Annotated in this window: 20 protein-coding genes; 9 read left to right on the forward strand and 11 right to left on the reverse strand. The window is 71.9% G+C overall.

From position 1 onward, the window contains the following. Positions 1 to 52: 52 nt before the first annotated feature. Positions 53 to 1,384: an FAD-binding oxidoreductase gene (locus ABD329_RS25195; protein ID WP_214665085.1), complete on the reverse strand. Its 1,332-nt coding sequence runs from the start codon at positions 1,382 to 1,384 to the stop codon at positions 53 to 55. A gap of 243 nt (positions 1,385 to 1,627) precedes the next feature. On the opposite strand from ABD329_RS25195, the gene ABD329_RS25200 reads away from it, so the two are divergent. From ABD329_RS25200 to ABD329_RS25220, 5 genes are all read left to right on the forward strand, one after another. Beyond that, a complete protein-coding gene (locus ABD329_RS25200) occupies positions 1,628 to 2,101 on the forward strand; it encodes a nuclear transport factor 2 family protein (protein WP_198278382.1) in 474 nt (157 codons plus the stop codon). A gap of 42 nt (positions 2,102 to 2,143) precedes the next feature. After that, positions 2,144 to 2,710 carry a TetR/AcrR family transcriptional regulator gene (locus ABD329_RS25205; RefSeq protein WP_198278381.1) on the forward strand — a complete coding sequence of 189 codons (567 nt, stop codon included), beginning with the start codon at positions 2,144 to 2,146 and terminating at the stop codon, positions 2,708 to 2,710. A 48-nt stretch (positions 2,711 to 2,758) separates the two neighbouring features. Next, the gene (locus ABD329_RS25210; RefSeq protein WP_198278380.1) at positions 2,759 to 3,904 is read left to right on the forward strand and encodes a sensor histidine kinase; all 1,146 of its coding nucleotides are present in this window, start codon (positions 2,759 to 2,761) and stop codon (positions 3,902 to 3,904) included. Then, entirely contained in the window at positions 3,901 to 4,611 is a 711-nt protein-coding gene (locus ABD329_RS25215) for a response regulator (RefSeq protein ID WP_198278379.1), read from the forward strand. The genes ABD329_RS25210 and ABD329_RS25215 overlap by 4 nt, the downstream gene beginning before the upstream one ends. 96 nt (positions 4,612 to 4,707) lie before the next feature. Further along, entirely contained in the window at positions 4,708 to 5,925 is a 1,218-nt protein-coding gene (locus tag ABD329_RS25220; RefSeq protein WP_198278378.1) for a serine hydrolase domain-containing protein, read from the forward strand. 8 nt (positions 5,926 to 5,933) lie between these two features. Here the strand turns inward: ABD329_RS25220 and ABD329_RS25225 are convergent, their stop codons facing one another. From ABD329_RS25225 to ABD329_RS25255, 7 genes are all read right to left on the reverse strand, one after another. Beyond that, positions 5,934 to 7,439, reverse strand: a complete 1,506-nt coding sequence (locus ABD329_RS25225; RefSeq protein WP_198278377.1) for a cryptochrome/photolyase family protein — start codon at positions 7,437 to 7,439, stop codon at positions 5,934 to 5,936. Positions 7,440 to 7,529: 90 nt separating this feature from the next. Next, positions 7,530 to 10,061 carry an ABC transporter permease gene (locus ABD329_RS25230; protein WP_198278376.1) on the reverse strand — a complete coding sequence of 844 codons (2,532 nt, stop codon included), beginning with the start codon at positions 10,059 to 10,061 and terminating at the stop codon, positions 7,530 to 7,532. A 51-nt stretch (positions 10,062 to 10,112) separates the two neighbouring features. Beyond that, positions 10,113 to 10,877, reverse strand: a complete 765-nt coding sequence (locus ABD329_RS25235) for an ABC transporter ATP-binding protein (protein ID WP_344316938.1) — start codon at positions 10,875 to 10,877, stop codon at positions 10,113 to 10,115. Between the two features lie 180 nt (positions 10,878 to 11,057). Next, positions 11,058 to 11,708 carry a response regulator gene (locus ABD329_RS25240; RefSeq protein WP_198280833.1) on the reverse strand — a complete coding sequence of 217 codons (651 nt, stop codon included), beginning with the start codon at positions 11,706 to 11,708 and terminating at the stop codon, positions 11,058 to 11,060. Beyond that, positions 11,705 to 13,000, reverse strand: coding sequence for a sensor histidine kinase (locus tag ABD329_RS25245; protein WP_198280834.1), 1,296 nt, complete (start codon positions 12,998 to 13,000; stop codon positions 11,705 to 11,707). The genes ABD329_RS25240 and ABD329_RS25245 overlap by 4 nt, the downstream gene beginning before the upstream one ends. An 18-nt stretch (positions 13,001 to 13,018) precedes the next feature. Next, on the reverse strand, positions 13,019 to 13,303 hold the full coding sequence (locus tag ABD329_RS25250) for a hypothetical protein (RefSeq protein WP_198280835.1): 285 nt from the start codon (positions 13,301 to 13,303) through the stop codon (positions 13,019 to 13,021). A gap of 99 nt (positions 13,304 to 13,402) precedes the next feature. Further along, positions 13,403 to 14,380, reverse strand: coding sequence for a trypsin-like serine peptidase (locus ABD329_RS25255; protein WP_198280836.1), 978 nt, complete (start codon positions 14,378 to 14,380; stop codon positions 13,403 to 13,405). 449 nt (positions 14,381 to 14,829) lie between these two features. Between ABD329_RS25255 and ABD329_RS25260 the strand changes: the two genes are divergently transcribed. Continuing rightward, entirely contained in the window at positions 14,830 to 16,161 is a 1,332-nt protein-coding gene (locus ABD329_RS25260; RefSeq protein WP_198280837.1) for a cytochrome P450, read from the forward strand. A 24-nt stretch (positions 16,162 to 16,185) separates the two neighbouring features. Here the strand turns inward: ABD329_RS25260 and ABD329_RS25265 are convergent, their stop codons facing one another. From ABD329_RS25265 to ABD329_RS25275, 3 genes are read right to left on the reverse strand one after another with little or no spacing between them, the layout of a single operon-like run. Beyond that, positions 16,186 to 16,401: a tautomerase family protein gene (locus tag ABD329_RS25265; RefSeq protein WP_198280838.1), complete on the reverse strand. Its 216-nt coding sequence runs from the start codon at positions 16,399 to 16,401 to the stop codon at positions 16,186 to 16,188. Positions 16,402 to 16,458: 57 nt separating this feature from the next. Then, positions 16,459 to 17,385 (reverse strand): SDR family NAD(P)-dependent oxidoreductase, encoded by a 927-nt coding sequence (locus ABD329_RS25270; protein WP_344316940.1) that lies wholly within the window; start codon positions 17,383 to 17,385, stop codon positions 16,459 to 16,461. Between the two features lie 45 nt (positions 17,386 to 17,430). Next, on the reverse strand, positions 17,431 to 18,198 hold the full coding sequence (locus ABD329_RS25275; RefSeq protein ID WP_344316941.1) for an SDR family oxidoreductase: 768 nt from the start codon (positions 18,196 to 18,198) through the stop codon (positions 17,431 to 17,433). A 200-nt stretch (positions 18,199 to 18,398) separates the two neighbouring features. On the opposite strand from ABD329_RS25275, the gene ABD329_RS25280 reads away from it, so the two are divergent. The 3 genes from ABD329_RS25280 to ABD329_RS25290 all read left to right on the forward strand — a co-directional run bounded on the left by ABD329_RS25280 (position 18,399) and on the right by ABD329_RS25290 (position 21,300). Then, complete coding sequence (locus ABD329_RS25280; RefSeq protein ID WP_309142638.1) at positions 18,399 to 19,262, forward strand: MmyB family transcriptional regulator; 864 nt, start codon at positions 18,399 to 18,401, stop codon at positions 19,260 to 19,262. A 207-nt stretch (positions 19,263 to 19,469) separates the two neighbouring features. After that, positions 19,470 to 20,351, forward strand: a complete 882-nt coding sequence (locus tag ABD329_RS25285; RefSeq protein ID WP_198275733.1) for an aldo/keto reductase — start codon at positions 19,470 to 19,472, stop codon at positions 20,349 to 20,351. A 178-nt stretch (positions 20,352 to 20,529) separates the two neighbouring features. Beyond that, complete coding sequence (locus ABD329_RS25290; protein ID WP_198275732.1) at positions 20,530 to 21,300, forward strand: SDR family NAD(P)-dependent oxidoreductase; 771 nt, start codon at positions 20,530 to 20,532, stop codon at positions 21,298 to 21,300. The last annotated feature ends 9 nt before the right edge of the window (positions 21,301 to 21,309 follow it).

The following is a 21,309-nucleotide window of genomic DNA, read 5'->3' on the forward strand; positions in this document are numbered from 1 at the left end:
GGTTTTCAGTCGTCGTCGGTGTGCGCGGTCCGCGACGTCCCCCGCCACGCGCTCAACCGCGGGCGATGACCTTGCCCGGGTTGAGGATCCCGTGCGGGTCGAGGGCCGTCTTGACCGCTCGGTGCATGTCCAGAACGGCCGGGGTGAGCTCCCGCTCCAGACCGTCCCGCTTCAGCAGCCCCACCCCGTGTTCACCGGTGACCGTGCCGCCGAGGTCGATGGCGTCCGCGATGATCTCGTGGAACGCGGCCTGGGCCCGCTCGCGGGCCGCGGTGTCGCCGGGCCGGGTGATCAGCAGTGGGTGGAGGTTGCCGTCACCGGCGTGGGCGATGTTGGCGATGAGCGTGTCATGGCGGGTGGCGGCGCGCTCGATGCGCGCCAGCATCTCCGGTACGGCCGCCTTGGGCACGCACACGTCCTCGGTGAGCACCGGGCCCAGCCGCTCCAGCGCCGGATAGGCGAGCCGCCTGGCCGCGAACAGCGCGTCGGCCTCCTCCTGGTCCGTGGACTGCGCGGCCCAGGTCGCCCCCGCCTCCTCGAAACAGGCGAGCATGCGCTCGGCCTCCTGGGCGCCGGCCGGGCCCGGGGCGTCCGTACGCCCGAGGAGCACCACGTCCGCGTCGACGGACAGGCCCATGTTCTTCCACTTGTCGACCGCCGCCAGGCAGTGCCGGTCGATGAGCTCCAGCGCGGACGGGGTGAGCCCCGCAGCGCCGATCGCGGCCACCGCGCGTCCCGCCGCCACGACCGAGGAGAAGTATCCGGCGACCGTGCGCTCCGCCTCGCGCCGCGGCCGCAGCCGCACCGTGACCTCGGTGATCACTCCCAGGGTGCCCTCGGAGCCGACCATCAGCCCCGCCAGGTCGTACCCGGCCACGCCCTTGGCGGTCCTGCGGCCGAGCCGCACCAGCTCACCGGTACCGGTCACCACTTCCAGGCCGAGCACATAGTCGCGGGTGACGCCGTACTTCACACAGCACAGCCCGCCCGCGTTGGTCGCCACGTTGCCGCCGATGGTGGACCAGGGCGCGCTCGCCGGGTCCGGCGGGTACCACAGCCCCCGCTCGGCGCAGGCGGCCCGCAGATCGTCGTTGACCACCCCGGGTCCGACGACCGCGAGGCGCTCCACCGGGTCGATCTCGTGGATGGTGTCCATGGCCTCGGTGGAGAGCACCACACAGCCCTCGACGGCGTTGGCACCACCGGAGAGACCGGTGCCGGCGCCCCGGGTGACCAGCGGAACGCCGTGCCGTACGCAGGCCCGCACCACCGAGCGCACCTCCGCCGCCGTACGTGGTCGCACCACCACGCGGGGCGTGCCGTATGGCGCCCACTCCGCCTCGTCGTGGACGAACCCGGCGGCGACACCGGGGTCCTCGACCATCCGGCCGTCCGGCAGCTCCTGCCGCAGATCATCGATCAACACGCCGGTCCCCTGCCTTGTCGTCGAGCGTGGCACTTCCCGCTCGCACGGTACCCACCGCCATCGGAAAGCGTGATCACCACCCCCTGGCTCCGGGGCGGTGGCGGGTCGGCACTTGCGCGAGAACCATCGTTCTCCTAGTGTCGTGACCGATGGAGAGAATGCCCGTTCTCCCCTCCTCCCGCCACGACTCGAGGAGTCGACATGACCGATGCCGCACGCCCGCCGTTCCCCCCGTTCACCCGCGAGACCGCCATCGAGAAGGTCCGGCTGGCGGAGGACGGCTGGAACTCCCGCGACCCGGAGAAGGTCGCCCTGGCCTACACCGTCGACTCGCGCTGGCGGAACCGCGCGGAGTTCGCCACCGGGCGCGCGGAGATCGTCGCCTTCCTGACCCGCAAATGGGCGAGGGAGCTGGACTACCGGCTCATCAAGGAGCTGTGGGCCTTCGACGGCGACCGCATCGCCGTACGCTTCGCCTACGAGTCCCACGACGACTCCGGCAACTGGTTCCGCTCCTACGGCAACGAGAACTGGGAGTTCGACGACAACGGTCTGATGCGCCTGCGTTACGCCTGCATCAACGACCTCCCCATCGAGGAGTCGGAGCGCCTGTACCACTGGCCGCTCGGGCGCCGCCCCGAAGACCACCCCGGGCTGAGCGACCTCGGCCTCTGAGACCTCGGCCTCCGGCCGGCCCGACACCAGGAGAGCAAGGCAATGATCAGTCCCGAGACCGCGGAGCTCCGGATCCTCGACGCGGCCGAGACCCTGTTCTACGGACGGGGCATCCAGGCGGTGGGCATGGACGAGATCCGCTCCGCGTCAGGCGTCTCCCTCAAGCGGCTCTACCAGCTCTTTCCGTCCAAGGGTGAGCTCATACAGGCGTATCTGCGGCGGCGCGACATCCGCTGGCGCCAGCGGCTGGCCGCGTACGCCGATTCCCGGGCCACCCCCGAGGAGAGCATCCTGGCGGTCTTCGACTGGCTCCACGAGTGGTTCGGCGAGCCGGACTTCCGCGGCTGCGCCTTCAGCAACTCCTTCGGAGAACTCGGCGCCACCTCCTCGGCCGTGGCCGAGACGGCCCGGGCGCACAAGGAGGCGTTCTTCCGCTACCTCGCCGAGCTGACGGCGGCCGCGGGCAAACCGGCCTCGCTGGGCGACCACTTGGCCCTGCTGGCCGAAGGCGCCATCACCACCGCGGCGATCACCGGCAGCGCCGAACCCGCGCATCGGGCGAAGGCGGCCGCGCGTGTCCTGCTGGACGCGGCTCAGCCGTCGGCGTGACGGGCATAGCGGTCACCAGCAGGCGCACAGCCGCTACCATCCAGTCTTATGCGGGGGTGGTGGGAGCGGGGCCGGGCGCTGGGAGCAGCCCACCCGCAGGCCGTGGACATCGGGATCGCGCTCCTGGTCCAGGCGGCCATGACGATGCCGTTCGTGGTGCCGCGGCCACCCGATCAGGAACCGGCGACCTGGCCCGCCTACGGGCTGACCACTCTCACCGTCGTCCCCCTGATCTGGCGCCGGCGCGCTCCTCTCGCCGTGCTGACCGCGATCATCGCGACCAGCGCGCTGTACAAACTGGCCGTGGAGGGGCCCGGGCAGCCGCTGCCGTACACCGGGCTCGTCATCATCTACACGATCGCCGCCGCTTCACCGCCGTGGCAGCGGCTGGTCGCCGGGGGGCTGCTGACGGTCGCCGTGCCGGTGTCGGTGTGGCTGAACACCCGGACGGCACGGGAGCTGACCTTCTCCCTCTTCGTGTTCGCCGCGGCGTATGTCTTCGGGCGGCTGACCGATGCCCGGCAGCGGGAGCACCTGATCGGGGCGGAGCGGGCCGCCGCGCGCGAACGGGCCCGGATCGCACGGGAGATGCACGACATCCTCTCCCATGCGGTGAGCCTGATGATCGTGCAGGCGGAGGCCGGTCCGGTGGCGGTGCGGACGGCGCCGGAGCGGGCCGAGGCCGCCTTCGACGCCATCTCCGCGACCGGCCGGGACGCCATGGCCCAGCTGCGCCGGATGCTGGGTGTGCTGCGCGAGGGCGATGAGCCGGACCGCGCCCCGCGCGAGCCACAGCCGGGCCTGGCCGCTCTGCCCGAGCTGCTCGACCGGATACGGGCGAGTGGCCTCGAGGTGGCGTACGAGTCGGCGGGGGCCGTGCGGTCGCTGCCGGAGGCCACCGGCGCGAGCGTCTTCCGGATCGTCCAGGAGGCCCTGACCAACGTGGTCAAGCACGCGGCCGCCCGTGCCGTCTCCGTCCAACTCACCTACGGCGAGGCCGCGGTGGACATCCGGGTGCTGGACGACGGGCGCGGACCGCGGTCCGGCTCCGGTGGCGGCCACGGTCTGGTCGGGGTCCGCGAGCGCGCGGCGGCACACGGCGGTACGGCGGCCACCGGGCCGGGTCCGGACGGCCGGGGCTTCGAGGTACGGGTCCATCTCCCCGTACCCACCGCGACGGAGGTGGCGCGTTGACGATCCGGGTGGTGGTGGCCGACGACCAGGAGCTGGTGCGCAGCGGCTTCGCCATGATCCTCGACGCCCAGACGGACATCGAGGTGGTCGCGGAGGCGGGCGACGGGGCCGAGGCCGTCGAGGCGGTGCGGCGGCACACGCCGGATGTGGCCCTGCTGGACATCCGGATGCCACGTGTGGACGGTATCGAGGCATGCCGCGAGATCGCCGCGTCCGGCGGCTGCCGGACGGTGATGCTGACGACCTTCGACTCCGACGAGTACGTCTACGAGGCGCTGCACGCGGGCGCGAGCGGCTTCCTGCTGAAGGATGTGCGCAGGGACGACCTGGTGCACGCGGTACGGGTGGTGGCGCGGGGCGACTCACTGCTCGCGCCGTCGGTGGCCCGGCGTCTGGTGGAGCAGTACACCCGGGCCACCGCCCGGCCCCGGCGGCCGGACCCCCGGCTGGGCGCGCTGACCGGGCGGGAGCGGGAGACGCTGCTGCTGCTCGCGCGGGGGCTGTCGAACGCCGAGATCGCCGCGGAACTGGTCGTCAGCGAGCACACGGTCAAGACGCATGTCGGCAATGTGCTCGCCAAGCTGGGACTGCGGGACCGGATCCAGGCGGTGATCTGCGCCTACGAGACGGGCCTGATCACGGCCGGGGATCCCCCGCCCGGGGGAGCGGCCGGGCCCGGCTCCTCCCCCGCGTCGGCGAGGAACTGACACCGGCAACACCGCTCGCGCGGGCGATCCGCGCCGTACCGCCGGTCACCAGGATGGAGCCACCGGGAACAACGGCTCATATCACTGGAGTTGACCATGAAGAGCACCAGCCGCACCCTGCTGGCCGCGGCGCTCGTCCTGGGCGTCGTGGCGGGCCCCGCGGTGCCGTCGGCCCTCGCGGCCGCCTCATCGCCCGCGGACACCTCATCGTCTACGGACACCTCATCGCCCGCGGCCCCCGAGCAGTCCGGGATCCCCGAGCGGGCCGGGATCCCCGGGCTGGAGGCCGCCATCGCGGATCTGCCGACGAGCGATGCCACTGCCGCGCTGGTACGGGTCGGGGGCACCGAGGGCGTCTGGAGAGGCAGTTCGGGCGTGCACGACCTGACGACCAACCGGGCCGCCGATCCGACGGCCCGGTTCCGCGCCGGTTCGGTGACCAAGGTCTTCACGGCCGCGCTCGCCCTGCAACTGGCCGCCGAGGGCACACTCGACCTGGACCGCACGGCTCGCTCGTATCTGCCGGAGCTGATCCCGGCCTCGTACGGGAAGGTCACCGTACGGCAGCTGCTCAATCACACCCACGGCATCCCGGCCGCCGATGTCCCAGGGGACACGGTCGAGGAGCGGTACGCCGACCGCTTCCGGATCCATGACCCCGAGGAGATGGTCCGCTCGGCGACATCGAAGAAGCGCGAGTTCGCGCCCGGCGAGAAGCAGCACTATCTGAACATCGGCTACACCATCGCCGCCCTGGTCATCGAGCGGATCACGGGCGACACCTACGAACACCAGGTGACCCACCGGATCCTGAAGCCCCTGGGGCTGCGCGACACCTACCTCCCGGGAACGGATCCGCACATCGCGGGCCCGCACAACCACGGCTACCAGACGATGCGGCTGGACGACGGCACGACCGGGCTGCGCGATGTGTCGGTGTGGAGCCCGACCGACGGCTGGGCGGCCGGGGACATCATCTCGACCACGGCGGACCTGGAGCGGTTCACCAAGGCCCTGTTCCAGGGGCGGGTGGTGCGCGGCCCGCTGCTGCGGGAGATGTTCACCCTGCCGAAGGTGGCGGACTTCACCACCGGCGCCCCGGCCGCGTACTCGGTCGGCCTCTCGATGAAGAAGTTGGGCGGCCGCGAGGTGTGGGGGAAGTCGGGCAGCCGCTGGGGCTACAACACCGGCATCGCCTCCACCCGCGACGGCTCGCGCACCCTCGTCTACAGCGTCAACTCCACCGACGCCAAGGGCCAGGAGATGAACACGGTGGTGCGGGACATCATGGTGGCGGCCTACGGCAGCCCCTGAGCGGCGCCTCACGGCGGCGCGTCACCCCGCGCCCGCGCCGCCGCGAGCAGCTCCGGCAGATCGGCCAGCCGGTCCAGGCCACGAACCGCCCTGGTCATGCGGTGGTTGCCGGAGAGCCGATCGCGATGCCGGTGCAGAAAGGACCAGTAGCCCACGGTGTACGGGCAGGCCCGCTCACCGGTGCGGTCCCCCGGGCGGTAGGCGCAGGGGCCGCACAGATCGCTCATCCGGTCAATGTACGCCCCGGCGGAGGTGTACGGCTTGGTGGTCATCAGGCCGCCGTCGGCGTACTGCGACATCCCCACCACGTTCGGCAGCATCACCCAGTCGTATCCGTCGACGAAGCAGCGGTGGAACCAGTCCATGACGGCGGCCGGGTCCCAGCCGTCCTGTAGCGCGCGGCTGCCGAGCACCATCAGCCGGGGGATGTGGTGGGTCCATCCGGTGTCCCGGACCTGTGCCAGCACGTGGCGCAGACAGCGGGCGGTCACCGCGTCGGCGTCCAGGTCGAGGAACCAGCGGGGCGGCGGGGTGGTGTGGCCGAGGGCGTTGCGGCCGCGGTACTCCGGGCCGAACCACCAGTAGAGGCCCCATACGTACTCCCGCCATCCGGCGATCTGCCGGACGAACCCCTCCACGCTGTTCAGGGGCGCGTCCCCGGCGCGCCACGCCCGCTCGGCCCGGTCCACGCACTCGGCCGGGTGGAGCAGCCCGAGGTTCAGGGGTGCCGAGAGCAGGCTGTGGCCGAGCACGGGGTCCGCCGCGAGCATCGCGTCCTCGTACGGGCCGAACCACGGCAGCCGGTGGGCGATGAAGTGGCGCAGCGAGGCCAGCGCCTCCCGGCGGGTCGCGGGGAAGCGCCGTGGGCCGTCGCGTCCGACGAAGGACACCTTTCCCTCGCGCTCCCAGCGGTCCAGATCGCGCCGGACCCCGTCGTCGATCTCGTCCTCCTCGGGGCGCCACGGGTCGGGCGCGCCGAGGGTCCGGGCGCCGCGGGGCGGGGGCTCACGGTTCTCCCGGTCCAGGTTCCACCGCCCGCCCGCGGGCTGGTCGCCGTCCATGAGCAGCTCGTGTTCACGGCGCACCCAGCGGTAGAAGTCCTCCATCCGCGTCCGCCCCCGGGTGTCGCCGGCCCATGCGGCGAAGGCGTCCCGCGGCGTCAGAAAGCCCCGGGCGGGGAGCACCTGGACCTGTTCGAGGGACTCGACCAGGCCGAGCGCCGCGTGGGAGGTCGGTTGGCAGACGGTGACCGGGTCGCGCCCGGCTGCCTCGGCCAGCCCCTCGCGGTAGGTCCGCGCCCGTACGTACCGCACCCGGTCGCCGAGTTCGGCCGCGCGGTGCCGCATCGCGGAGAGCACGAGATGGGCCTTGGCACGGTGGAAGCGGCGCCGCCGCAGCACCGCCCAGGACTCGATCATGATGAGGGGGGCCCGGGCATCGGGGCCGTGGTGGCGGTGGTCGACGAAGTGCGGGCCGAGCTGATCACCGAAGAGCCCGTGCGGGCGTACGGCCATCGTGCGGACTCCTGGGCGGCGGCGAATGCCATGGCGGCGAATGCCCCCAGGCTATGCGCCGCGCCCCGGCCGGTCCGCCCGCGACGCGCCTCAGTCCGCCTTGAGGGCCGTGAGGATGTTCAGCCGGGCCGCCCGGCGGGCGGGCCAGAGTCCGGCGACCACTCCGACGTGCGCGGCACCCGCGAGGGCCACGGCGATACGGCCCCAGGGGATGACCATCTCGTACCCCTGGATGCTGTCGGAGACGAGCTTGCCCGCGGCCCAGCCGAGGAAGATGCCCGCGCCGATGCCCAGGACGGCCCCGAACAGCGAGATGAGCACGGACTCCAGACGGATCATCCGCTTCGTCTGCTCGGGCTGGAGCCCCACCGCGCGCAGCATCCCGATCTCACGGGTGCGCTCGAAGACGGACATCGCGAGGGTGTTGACGACTCCCAGGACCGCGATCACCACCGCCATGGCCAGCAGCCCGTAGAGGACGTTGAGGAGCAGTGTGATGGCCTCGCCACCGGCCGCCTCGGCCAGGTCGTCGGTGTTCCGCACCTGGATGACGGGGTTCTGGTCGAGGGCGCGCTGGAGGGAGTGGCGCACCGCGTCGCCGTCACCGGCCTTGGTGCGCACCAGGACCGAGGCGTCCTGGACCTCCTTCAGATGGGGCTGGAGCGTGGCCACCGGCATCATGGTGGACGGGAGGTATTCGTCGTCGTGGTAGACGCCGCCGATCTCCAGCGAGCCCCGGCCGCCGTCGTCGTAGACCACCGGAACCCGCTGTCCCGTGGTCCATCCGTAGCTGTCGGCGATGGAGGTGTCGATCAGCAGGCTCTTGCCCCCGCCCGAGCCCAGGGCCGCGAGCGAGCCCGAGACAAAGCTCGGGTCGAGGAGGTCGCCGATGGTCCGGGGGTTCACACCGGTCAGGGTCACCTCGTCGCCGCCGATCCGCACGGCCCCCTGGCGCCGCGGGCTGGAGGAGGTCACGGCCGAGGACTTCGCCAGGGTGTCGTGTACCGACGCGGGCAGGTGGCCGCTGTTCTTCGACGAGATCTCGAAGTCGGCCGTGACGGAGTTCTCGGCCCGCTCGCGCAGCGATGTCGTGGCGGACACCGCGACCACCGTGAGTCCGGTGACCAGGGACAGCCCGATCATCAGGGCCGAGGCGGTGGAGGCGGTGCGCCGGGGGTTGCGCCGGGCGTTGCGCGGCGCCAGCGTGCCCGGGACGCCGAAGCGGCGCAGCAGCGGTCCGGCCAGGTCGACGGCCGGGCCGGAGAGCGCCGGTGTCACCACGATGATGCCGATGAGCAGCAGGGCGGCCGGAAGGAGCACGATGGTCCTGCCCTGCTCGCCGCTGGACGCCGTGACCACCACGCCGAGCACACCGATCGCGATCAGGGCGACGCCGATCGCGTTGCGCCTGCGGAGGCCGCGAGCCGGCGGGGGCGTGTGGATCGCGGACATGGCGGCCACGGGAGGCACGGCGGCGGCGCGGCGGGCGGGCACATAGGCGGCGAGCATGGTGACGACGACGCCCACCAGGAACGAGACCAGTGCGGTGCCGGGCGAGATGACCAGCGGTCCGTCCGGGAAGCCGGATCCGGTGGACGCGAACAGCTGCCGGATGCCCATGGCCACGCCGATGCCGAGGAGGAACCCCGCGGCGCCCGCGCACAGCCCCAGCAGGCCGGCCTCGATGAGGACGGAGCGGGTCACCTGGCGGCGCTCGGCGCCGACGGCCCGCATCAGGGCCATCTCCCGCGAACGCTGGGTGACGAGCATGGTGAAGGTGTTGCCGATGACGAAGATGCCGACGAACAGGGCGATGGCCGCGAAGACGAGCAGCACCTGGCTGAGCCCCCGCGTCCCCTCGGCGGCCTCGGTCCGCTGCCGCTCGCGCAGCTGCGCCCCGGTGCTGATGTCGGAGTCCCCCGGCAGCAGATGGCGGGCCTCGGCCGCGAGCTCCGCCTCGGGGGTGCCGCGGTCGGCCTCGAGGGTGATTCCGTCGTACCGGCCGGGCTTGAGGAACAGCTTCTGCGCGGTGGCGTCGTCGAAGAGCGCCAGGGTGCCGCCGGAGCCGTGGGTGTCGTCGGTGCGGACGATGCCGACGAGCTTCTTGTGCAGCACCGGTCCGTCGACGGCCAGCCGGACGGTGTCGCCGACCCGGTAACCGCCCTGGTCGGCGGTGGCGGTGTCCAGCAGCACCTCGTCGGGCCCGGTGGGGGCGCGCCCGGCGGTCAGCGGATGGCGGGTGTCCGTGCCGTCGGCCTGGGGGAAGTAGTTGCCCCCCGCGGTCACATGGTCCTCGCCGAGGGGGTGGCCGTCCTTGGCGGCCACGGCGGCGAACCCCTCGACGGAGCCGGTGACGGACGCCACACCGGGCAGCCGCTGGAGGCGGCGCAGGGTGTCCTCCGCCACCGTTCCGCGCTCGCCGGCCTTCTCGTCGTAGGGCGGTGTGGCCTGGACCGAGACATCGCGCAGGGTGGTGAGGAAGCGCTCCTTGTAGGCGTTGCCGACGGTGTCGGTGAAGACGAGGGTGCCCACGACGAAGGCCACGCCGAGCAGGACGGCGAGCATGGTCATCAGCAGACGGGCTTTGTGCGCGAGGACGTTGCGCAGGGCGGTACGGAACACGGGGCGGCCTTCCGGGAGGGTGCCGGGAGTGAGTGGGGAGCGGGACAGTCGTCAGGCGTGCGCCGGGGTGAGGCGGCCCATGCGCTCCAGGACGGCCTCGGCCGTGGGCGCGTGGAGTTCGTCGACGATGCGGCCGTCGGCCAGGAAGACCACGCGGTCCGCGTAGGAGGCGGCGACGGGGTCATGGGTGACCATCACGACGGTCTGGCCCAGCGCGCTCGCGGAGCCGCGCAGGAACTCGAGGATCTCGGCGCCGCTGCGGGAGTCGAGGTTGCCGGTGGGCTCGTCGGCGAAGACGATGTCGGGCCGCCCGGCCAGCGCGCGGGCCACGGCGACGCGCTGCTGCTGGCCACCGGAGAGCTGGGCGGGGCGGTGGCCCAGCCGGTCGGCCAGGCCGACGGTCCGGATGATGCTCTCCAGCCAGGACCGCTCCGGTTTGCGGCCTGCGATGTCCATGGGGAGGGTGATGTTCTCCAGCGCGCTCAGGGTGGGCAGCAGGTTGAACGCCTGGAAGACGAAGCCGATGCGGTCGCGGCGCAGCCGGGTGAGCTGACGGTTGCTCAGGGAGGCGATCTCCGTGTCACCGAGGCGGACCGAGCCGAAGGACGGCGAGTCGAGACCGGCCATGCAGTGCATCAGGGTGGACTTCCCCGACCCGGACGGCCCCATGATCGCGGTGAACCGCCCCTTGCCGAAGCCGACCGTGACCGCGTCGAGGGCCACCACACGGGTGTCCCCCGTGCCGTACACCTTCGTCAGATCGGTGGCGTGGGCCGCGTAGGACTCCGGGGCGGAAGGGGGCTGGTGTGCGTGCATGCCGGTCCTCGGTGAGCGCTCGGTGGAGGGCCCTCGTGGCGGAGGGCGCCGCCGCTGGTGGCGACGTCCATGAGCCTCCCGCCCGGCCACCCCCGCGCGGATCCCCCGACCATCCGGAGCCGCATCCCCCGATCGGGGGAGATCGCCGCGGAACCACCACTCGGCACACCCGCGGGACCGCTACTCCGCGCGCCCCGTGCGGAAGGCCCAGGCCGCGATCTCGACCCTGTTGCGCAGGCCCAGCTTCGCCTGGACCGAGCCCAGATGGGTCTTGACCGTGCTGGGCGCGATGTACAGCTCGGCGGCGATCTCCGGGTTGGTCAGTCCGCGGGCGATGCCCTGGATGACCTCCTCCTCGCGGTCGGTCAGCGGCTCGGCCGGCTCATGTGCGGCGCGCCGCCGGCTCTTGGTGAAGTGCTGAAGCAGCCGGAGGGTGATCTGCGGGGCGACCATCGCGTCCCCGCGCACGGCCGCCCGCACGGCCTCGGTCAGCAGCGCCGGACCGGCGTCCTTCAGGAGGAAGCCGGACGCGCCGTTCGACAGCGCCGTGTACACGTACTCATCGAGATCGAAGGTGGTGACCACCACCACCTTCGGGGCCCCGGGCCGACCGCCGCCGGCCAGTCGGCGGGTGACCTCCAGACCGTCGGGCGGGGGCATCCGGATGTCCACGAGGCACACGTCCGGCTGGGTCTCGCGGGCCAGCGCGAGGGCCGAGGCCCCGTCGGCGGCCTCGGCCACCACCTCCATGTCGGACTCGGCCGAGAGCACCATGCGGAACCCGGCCCGCACCAGATGCTGATCGTCCGCGACCAGGATGCGTATGGTCATGCCGTCCTGCCCTCCCGTAGCCGCAACCCGCCTCGTACGGCGTGCCGCCCGCGTGTCCGCGGGGTGCGCGCGGCCTCGTCGGGGCGCAGCGGTACGGAGGCGCGGACCCGCCATCCGCCTTCGACGCGGTGGCCCGCCTCGAAGGCGCCGCCGAGCAGTTCGATCCGCTCCCGCATGCCCATGATGCCGAAGCCGCCGCCGAGCCGGCTGAGGCTGCCGCGGTGTCCGGACGGGGAGCCGTGTCCGTCGTCCTCCACGACCAGTTCGGCGTGGCGTGCCGCCACCCGGGCGGACACATCCACCGACCGCGCTCCGCGCGCATAGCGCTGGGCGTTGGTCAGGGCCTCCTGGAGGACCCGGCTCAGCCCGCCGGTGACCTCGGCCGGTACGTCCTCCGGCAGATCCCGCCCGAGGTCCAGCCGGACCGGCAGCCCCGTCCCCCGTGCCTCGTCCACGATGCGGGTGAGGACCTCACCGAGGTTCTGCGGATGCCGCGGGGTCTCATCGCCGCGCATCGAGCCCACCAGGCGCCGCATCGATGTCAGCGCCTCGCCGCCCGCGTTCTCGACGGCCTGGAGCATCTCGTTCAGCGCCTGCGGGTCGGGGGTGCCCCGCCCGGTGACATGGCGTACGGCCTGCAACTGCACCACGATCGCGGTCACCTGGTGGGCCACGGTGTCATGCAGATCCCGGGCCAGCGCCAGCCGTTCCTCCTGCCGCACCAGCTGTCCGGTGCGCTCCTGCTGGACGTCGTAGAGCCGCAGCACCAGCCCGCAGGCGAAGGCCAGCGCCAGCAACAGCGCGGTGTTGTCCGAGAAGTCACCGGGGTCGGAGTCCCGCAGGAGCGGGACGGAGAACACGCTGACGCTCATCGCCGCCACGGACACCAGGGCCCACCAGGGCGTACAGCGCCGCACCCCCACGGCGAGGAGGAACAGCAGGCCCATCAGTTCGGTGCCGCTGGACTCGCTGGTCACCATGTTCACCGGCATCAGGTGATAGGCCACCGTGGCCGCGAAGGTACCGGCACAGGCCACCAGCGCGGCCCGCGGGACCCATCGGACGTCGCGCACCACGGCCAGCACGGCCATCGCCCCGGCCAGGGCCCCGGAGGCGATCGGCACCCAGTCCCCGGCGAACGCCTCCGTGTCGAGGTCCGGGTCGAGGACGAGCCGTTCCCGCACGTCCTGGTAGACGGAGAAGAGGAACCACAGCGCCAGCGCGGCGATCACGACCCGCCCCGGCCAACGTCGATAACCGGCGCGCCGGCCGGAGGACACAGCTATTCGCACCCGCGCCACCCTACGCACCTACGGCGGCGATTGCCGCCCGCCTCCCGCACCCGGGCCCGCACCCGCCTCCGGTCCCGTGGCCGGGCGCCGGCCCGGGTCGGTGGGCATGGGCGCGGGCCGTGCGTCGCGCACCCGCTCCGGTGTCCAGTACGAGGGGTCCGGCGGGTCCGCCCGGTGGGTCCGTGGGGTGTCCGGTGCGGGGGGATCGCCGGTGTCGTCGCCCCGGGCGGTGACGGCGAGGACCGTGACGATGCCGGTTCCCACGACCGCCGCGCTGATGAGGAGTGCGGTGAGCGGGCGCATGACGTTTCTCTCCCGAGGGTGGGGCGCTACGGATGCCGGAGGCCGGGGCCCCTGGGTGCGGGGCCCCGGCCGAATGCGGTGTGTGTGGTGCTCTGGTGCTCAGCCGTTGGCGGTGTTGTCGTAGATCGTCTGGATCTTGTTGTCGAAGTAGGCGCTGTCGATGTAGGCGGGCGGATCGGTCCGGGTGCTGGTGACGCCGATCTCGGTGCCCAGGCCCGTCGTCTCGTTGTAGTCCCGCAGCCAGGGGCCGCCGCTGGCGCCCTCGACCATGGTGCACCCGTTCTGCACCCGGGAGCCGTCCTGCCACGTGGGGATGTTCTGGCATACGTAGGGCAGCTCGCCGTCGTAGCCGAAGGCGGCCGGATAGCCCCAGACGGTCACGGTGTTGGAGTACCCGTAGTTGTAGCCGAGGCCCATGCCGCCGACCGTGTTGACCAGCTTGTTGGAGCCGTTGTCCCAGACGTTGACCACGCCGATGTCGTAGTTCAGGTCACTGTTGTTGATCCAGCCGTTGAACGTGGTCAGCGTCTTGGCCGACCAGGTTCCGTACGGCCGCGAGCCGTTGTAGTAGGCGGGCACGAACACCCAGTTGGTGGCCCAGGTGCCACCGGCGCCACCGTGGACGCAGTGCCCCGCGGTGAACACCATGTTCTTCGTGGGATTGTTGACCGCCGCGGCGGAGCAGGCGTAGTCGCCGCCGTTGGTCGGGTTGTGGAAGTAGACCTTGCCCTGCACGATCGAGGTGGCGATCCGCACCCCGCGGGTCTTCCGCGAGGTGGCCTTCTGCGGTTTCGCGAGCTGAGCGGGTTCGGCCGCCGCGTCGTTGGCCGCCTTCCGCGACGCCTTGGCGTCGGCGGGCGTGTCGGCCTCGACGGCTCTGCGCATACGCCGCGGGGTCCAGTAATTCTCGGCGGACTCCGCGGATGAGCGGGACGCGGCACTCTTGTGCGTGGACACCGCGGTGTCCACGCCGTGTGTGACGGTGCTGTGCGAATCGGCGGACGCGGCCGCCGGAATCGTCAGGGCGAACGCGAAAACCGCTCCGCTCGCCGCTAAAACGACCTTGCGTATCTGCACCAGTCCCCCAGTTTTTGATCGGGACGGGGAGCGGATGCCCCCGGTGAAATCCCGGGCGCACCGTATCGCGTGATGAAGTGCCCACGCCAAGATCCCGCGGCTGGTCAGAACGGTATCCGGCCAGGCATGATGTCCCCGGACCGGTACGGAAAATCGCCTCGCGACCGCTGGACTGCCCTTTTCGGTGAAAGCGGAATGGGCGGTGTGCCGCATTGAACGAGGAATTCCGACGCGTCAACGCGCGTCAACGGCCGCCTTCTCCCACATGGCGACCGCCGCCCGGTCCCGGACAGTGTCCGGAACCCGCGTTCGCATTTCTCTTGTCGAATTCACAGAAGTATTCACGCATTCACGGCAGCCCCGCACTACGCGATGGGCCCGCCTGCCGCAGCGGATGCTGTTAGCCTCCCGGCATCCCCGTAGGCCCGCCGCTCCGAGGAAGACCATTGGTGACGAACCTCCAGGACGACCAGGACGCCCAGGACAGCCAGGACACACCGGCGCCGCAGCACGCACCGGACGCGCCTGACGCGCCTGACGCGCCTGACGCGCCGCCCCCGGGCTGCCCCGCCCACGCCGCGCGGCTGTACGGGCCGGACTTCCGACGCCGCCCGGACGAGACCTACCAGCGGATACGGCAGGACAGCGGACCGGTCGCACCGGTCCTGCTCGAAGGCGACATCGACGCCTGGTTCGTCCTCGGCTACCGCGAGACGCGTCAAGTGCTGTCCGACACCGAGACGTTCGGCCGGGACCCGCGCCGCTGGAACGGCTGGGACAGCGTGCCGCCGGACTGGCCGCTGATGCCGTGGGTGGCGTACAGCCCGATGATGACCTTCACGGAGGGCGAGGAGCACCAGCGGCGAGCGACGGCGGCGAGCGAGGCCCTCGCCACCGTCGATCCCTTCGTGCTGCGTGGCCACTGCGAGCGGCTCGCCGATCAGCTGATCGACAAGTTCGCCGCGAGCGGCAGGGCGGATCTGGTGTACGACTACATCTACTCGGTGCCCACCCTCGCCACGGCCGAGCTGTTCGGCCTGGCCCAGGACGAGGCCGGGCTGGAGGCCCTGGCGGCGGGGCTGACCGTGTCGTTCCTCTCCAACGAGGAGGCCATCGCCGGTCAGCAGCGGGTCGCCGCGTATGTGACGGAGCTGGTGCGGGCCAAGCGCGAGGATCCGGGCCCCGACCTCACCTCGCGGTTCATCCTGAACACCCCGGACCTCACCGAGGAGCAGCACACCGCGGACATCATGGTGCTGATGGCCGCGGCGCTGCCGCTGACCTCGTACTGGATCGGCAACACCCTGCGGCTGATGCTCACCGACGAGCGCTTCGCCATGAACCTCTCGGGCAACCGCCGCAGCATCGGCGAGGCCATGAACGAGGTGCTGTGGGCGGACTCCCCGCTCCAGAACCTCATCGGGCGGTACGCCACCCGCGACACCGACCTCGGCGGCCGGCGCGTCCACGCCGGCGACCTCGTCGTCCTCGGTCTGGCCGCCGCCAACGCCGATCCGCTGCTGTGGCCCGACACCCCCGTCGGCCACGCCGGGAACCACTCCCATGTGGCGTTCAGCGGGGGCGACTACGGCTGCCCGGCGGGCGGTCCCGAAACGGCCAGGATCATCGCGGAGACGGCGATCGAGGTGCTGCTGGACCGGGTTCCGGACCTGACGCTGGCGGTCGCGCCCGACGAGCTGAGATGGGTGGACTCGTTCTGGTACCGCTGCCTGGAGTCACTGCCCGTCACCTTCAGCCCCGCTCCGGTCACCGCGGGCTAGCGCCCGAAGGACCGGAACCCGGTGTCAGTTGCCGGGCGGCTGCTGGAGCATGGCGAGGGTCAGGACATTGCCGCCGATGCCCCAGCCGCCGTCGGTGACCTCCTCGACCAGGACCATGGTGGTGGCGCGGGCGCGCTCACCGTAGATGTCGACGTACAGCTCGGTGGCACGGGTGACGATCTCCTCCTTCTGCTTCTCGTCGAGGGATCCGGCGGGGACCTTGAAGTTCGCGAATGGCATGGTCGTTCTCTCTCCTACGTGGATCTCGGTGGGTTCGAGGGTGCGATTCGGGTGTGGTTACAGTGAGCTGCCCGTGGTGAGCAGATCGTCCAGCCCGGCCCGGCGGAAGAACTCGGCGCGGACGCGGTCGGCGACCGCGGAGACGACTTCGCTGCCGTCGCGGCTGGGGTCTATGTGGGTGCGCAGCGGCCGGGTGCCGGCCGGGAGGGCCACCAGGCGTACGACGGCGTCGGCGACGTGCGCGGCGTCCGCGTCCGGCGGAATCAGCGCGGTCAGCCGCTGGTCCAGATCGGCCAGCAGGGTGCCGTAGCGCTCGTCGTAGGCGGTGGCGCGGTCGGCGTCGGCGGGCGCGCCCGCGTGGCTGAAGTGGTTGGTGCCGGAGGTGAAGGCGCCGGGGACGACGATCGCGGTGTCGATGCCGAAGCGGACCACCTCGGCGGCGTAACTGACGGCCAGGGCGTCCATGGCGGCCTTCGCGGCGAAGTAGGGCCCGACGAAGGGCGGGCAGCCGCCGCGGGTACTGGAGCTGCCGATCCACACCAGCAGCCCCTCCCCCTGGGCCCGCAGACGCGGCAGCGCGGCACGGTTGACGCGCTGGGTGCCCAGGACGTTGACGTCGTACAACTGGGCCAGTTGCTCGGGGGTGAACGCCTCCGCCGGGCCGGTGGCCATGTGTCCGGCGTTGTGGACGATCACGTCCAGCCGGTTCCGGTCGGCCAGGATGCGGGCGACTGCGGAGTCGGCGGAGTCCTGCGAGGTGACGTCGAGCTCCACGGCGCGCAGGTCGACGTCGTGGTCGGTGGCGTAACGGGTCAGCTCGGCCACCGCGGACGCGTTGCGGGTGGCCGGCTGCCGGATCCCGGCGTAGACGGTGTGTCCGGCGCGGGCCAGGGCGCGTGCGGTCAGCGCCCCGAAGCCGCTGGAGGCGCCGGTGACCAGAACGGTCGTGGGGGTGTCGGGGGGCATGGGGGTGTCGGAGCGCATGGGGTCCTTACGGGCGGGAGGAGGGAAGACGTTGTGCGGCGGCGGTCAGATGATGCCGCCGTTGGCGCGGACGCACTGGCCGTTGACCCAGTGGCCGGCCGGGGAGGCGAGGAAGGCCACGACCTCGGCGATGTCGGCCGGGGTGCCCAGGCGCTCCAGCGGGGGCTGGGCCGCCATCCGGGCGATGGTCTCCTCGTCCTTTCCGTCGAGGAACAGATCGGTGGCGGTGGGGCCGGGGGCCACCGTGTTGACGGTGACGTCCCGGCCGCGCAGCTCACGCGCGAGGATCATGGTGAGCGCCTCGACCGCTCCCTTGCTGGCGCTGTAGGCGCCGTAGCCGGGGAGGGCCAGGCCCACGATGGACGTGGAGAAGGTGATGAGCGCCCCGCCGCCGCGGACCCGGCGGGCGGCCTGCTGGGCGACGACGAAGGTGCCGCGGATGTTGGTGCGGTGCAGCGTGTCCAGCTCGGCCAGGTCCAGCTCGGCGATAGGCGCCAGATACAACCGGCCGGCCGCGTGGACGACGACGTCGACACCTCCGTACTCGGACTCCGCGGCGTCGAAGAGCCTGGCCACCTGCTGTTCGTCGGCGATGTCGGCCTGGACGGCGACGGCCCGGCCACCGGTGGCGGTGATGTCCTTGGCCGCGGCCTCGGCCGATTCGCGGTGGCCCGCGTAGCCGATCACGACGGCGTATCCGTCGGCGGCCAGCCGCTTCACCGTCTCGTGGCCGATGCCACGGGAGCCTCCGGTGACGATGGCGACGCGGGGCCGGTCGGTGGGGTGCTGGGGCGCGGTTTCCTGGGGGGACATGGAGACTCCTGGGGGACCTGTGCTGGTGGGCGGATGCCACGGCGTACGGGCCGTGACCCCCGGGGCGCCGGCGTCGTTCGCCGCCGTGCCCCTTCGGTGTTTCCAGCTTGGGCCGGGATCGCCGGGTCAGCCACGGCTCTCTCCACCCAGGGGTTGCCAACCCCTGGCTCAGCTCACCGGCACAAGCGACCATGGAGGGCGTGAACCACTCCGAATTCGCCGCCTTCCTGAAGTCCCGGCGCGACCGTATCCGCCCGGCCGACGTCGGTCTGCCCGCCGGTCCGCGGCGCCGGGTGCCCGGCCTGCGGCGCGAGGAGGTCGCCCAGCTGGCCGGGTTGTCCGCGGACTACTACACCGAACTGGAGCGCGGGCGCGGCGCCCAGCCCTCCGCCCAGGTGCTCGCCGCGCTCGCCCGGGCGCTGCGGCTGAACGGTGACGAGCGCGACCATCTGTTCCACCTCGCCGACCGTCCCGTTCCCCCGGCGACACACGGCCCGGCCGCGCAGGTCCAGCCGGCCCTGCTCGGCCTGCTGGACCGGCTCACCACCACCCCCGCCCAGGTCATCACCGATCTGCACCAGACCCTCGTACAGAACGAGCTGGCCGCGGCACTGGTCGGCCGTCCTCCGGCGGTGCGCGGCCCCGCGGCGAGCCTCGTCTACCGCTGGTTCACCGATCCGGACGCCCGTGGGCTCTACCCGCCCGAGGACCACCCCCACCACTCCCGGGTCTTCGTGGCCGATCTCCAGGCCGTCGCCGCCCGGCGCGGCGGCGATTCCGAGGTACGGCGGATGGTGGCGGCGCTCCGCCGCCGCAGCGAGGAGTTCACCGCCCTCTGGGACACCCATGACGTGGCCCTCCGGCGGACCGACCACAAGCGCATCGTCCACCCCTCACTGGGCGTCATCGAGCTGGACTGCCACTCCCTGTTCAGCGAGGACGGCCACCAGCGGCTGCTGTGGTTCAGCGCCCCGCCCGGCACCGAGGGCGCCGCCCAGCTGGAGCTTCTCTCGGTGATCGGCACGCAGGACATGACGGCCGGTGAGCACAGCGCGTCAGGGTGAATCCTCCGCGGTACGGCGGTGGTGTGGCGGCCTCGGAGACCGGCCACGACCCTCTGATCGCGCCAACATGGTGACGTTCGAGGTGCGGAGCGAGCGAGCGGCCCGTCATTGGGAACCCCTGTCGCAGTACGAGCGGGCTCTGCCCGGTGCCGGGGCCACGGCACCGGCGGTGGGCCCGCCGGTCTCCGACTCACCCAAGGACCCCGTATGAATGGACCAGCCCCGCTTCTGACCCTGAACAACGGCGTGCGGATGCCCGCCCTCGGCCTCGGTGTCTACCAGAGCCCGCCCGACGAGACCGTCCCCGCGGTGACGACCGCTATCGGATGCGGCTACCGCCTGATCGACACCGCGGCCGCCTACGGCAACGAGAAGGAGGTCGGTGAGGGCATCGCCCGCTCGGGCATCGCCCGCGAGGACATCTTCGTCATCACCAAGCTGTGGCTGACCGACTACGGCTATGACTCCACCCTCCGGGCCTTCGACACCAGCCTCACCAAGCTGGGCCTGGACCACCTCGACCTGTATCTGCTGCACTGGCCGGTCCCGTCCACGTACGACGCCACGGTGGCCTCGTACAAGGCGGCCGAGAAGCTGCTGGCCGACGGCCGGGTGCGGGCCATCGGCGTATGCAACCACACCCCCCAACACCTGACCGATCTCATGGCGCGCACCGAGGTCGTGCCCGCGGTGAACCAAGTCGAGCTGCACCCGAACTTCAGCCAGCCCGAGCTGCGCGCGTTCGACGTCCGCCATGGCATCCGCACCCAGTCCTGGTCGCCCATCGGCGGGGTGAACCGCTACGGGGGCGAGGGCACGGACAAGGTCAGGGATCCGCTCCAGGAACCCACCATCACCGGCCTCGCCGAGAAGTACGGCAGGAGCCCGGCCCAGATCATCCTGCGCTGGCAGGTCGAGCACGAACTGTGCGCGATCCCGAAGTCCGTCAAACCCCACCGCATCGCGGAGAACATCGGGATCTTCGACTTCTCCCTGACCCCCCACGAGGTGGCCGCCATCGATGCGCTCGACACCGGGGCGCGGGGTGGTCCGGATCCGGACCGGGTCGCGCTCGACACATTCTCCTGAGACCCGGTTCTTCCAAGAGACCCGGTTCTTCCGAGACCCGGTTCCTCCGAGACATCGGTGCGGGGCGGCCGGTGGCCGCCCCGCACTGGGTCGTCCGGGCAGGAGACTACTGAGTCCCTTCGTGGAATGATGGCGCGGGCTTTTGTCGGTTCCAGACCTCTGTCGGTGGGAGAGAGGCATGAGGGGACTTCAGGGCAAGAGGATCGTCATCGCGGGTGGCGCCACCGGGATCGGCGCCGCCACGGCCGAGCGGCTCGCCGGGGAGGGTGCCTCCGTCGTCGTCGGCGACATCGACCTCACGGGTGCGAAGGCCACCGCCCAGCGCATCGCCGAGACCGGCGGCACCGCGGTCGCCGTGCCGTTCGACCTCGCCGACGAGGAGTCGATCGGCGCGCTGATCGACCGGGCCGCCGCCGAACTCGGCGGGGTCGACGGGCTGTACAACGTCGGCGCCGACCTCTCGGACGAGCATCTGGGCCGGGACACCGATCTGCTGGAGATGGACCCGGCCGTGTGGCGGCGCACCCATGAGGTGAATCTGCTGGGCTACGCCCTCACCTGCCGGGCGGTCATTCCGCGGTTGCTGGCCCAGGGCGGCGGCGTGATCGTCAACACCTCCTCCGGCGCGGCCTGGGGAGGGGAGCCCCGGCGTCCCGCGTATGCCGCGTCGAAGGCCGGGATCAACGCGCTGACCCGCCATATCGCCTCCCGTTGGGGCAAGGAGGGCATCCGCTGCAACGCCGTGGCGCCCGGGCTGGTCATGGGCGACACCCAGAAGCAGCGGGACGACCAGCGGCTCCAGACCATGGCGCTGAAGATCGCCCGCAGTCCGCGGCTGGGCGAGCCCGCGGACGTGGCGGGCACCGTGGCGTTCCTCCTCTCGGACGACGCCGAGTGGGTCAACGGCCAGGTGTGGTCGGTCTGTGGCGGCATGAGCCTGCGCGACTGAGGGCTCCCC

Origin of the sequence: Streptomyces javensis, assembly GCF_039525925.1 — a bacterium.
GTDB classification, from domain to species: Bacteria; Actinomycetota; Actinomycetes; order Streptomycetales; family Streptomycetaceae; genus Streptomyces; species Streptomyces asiaticus.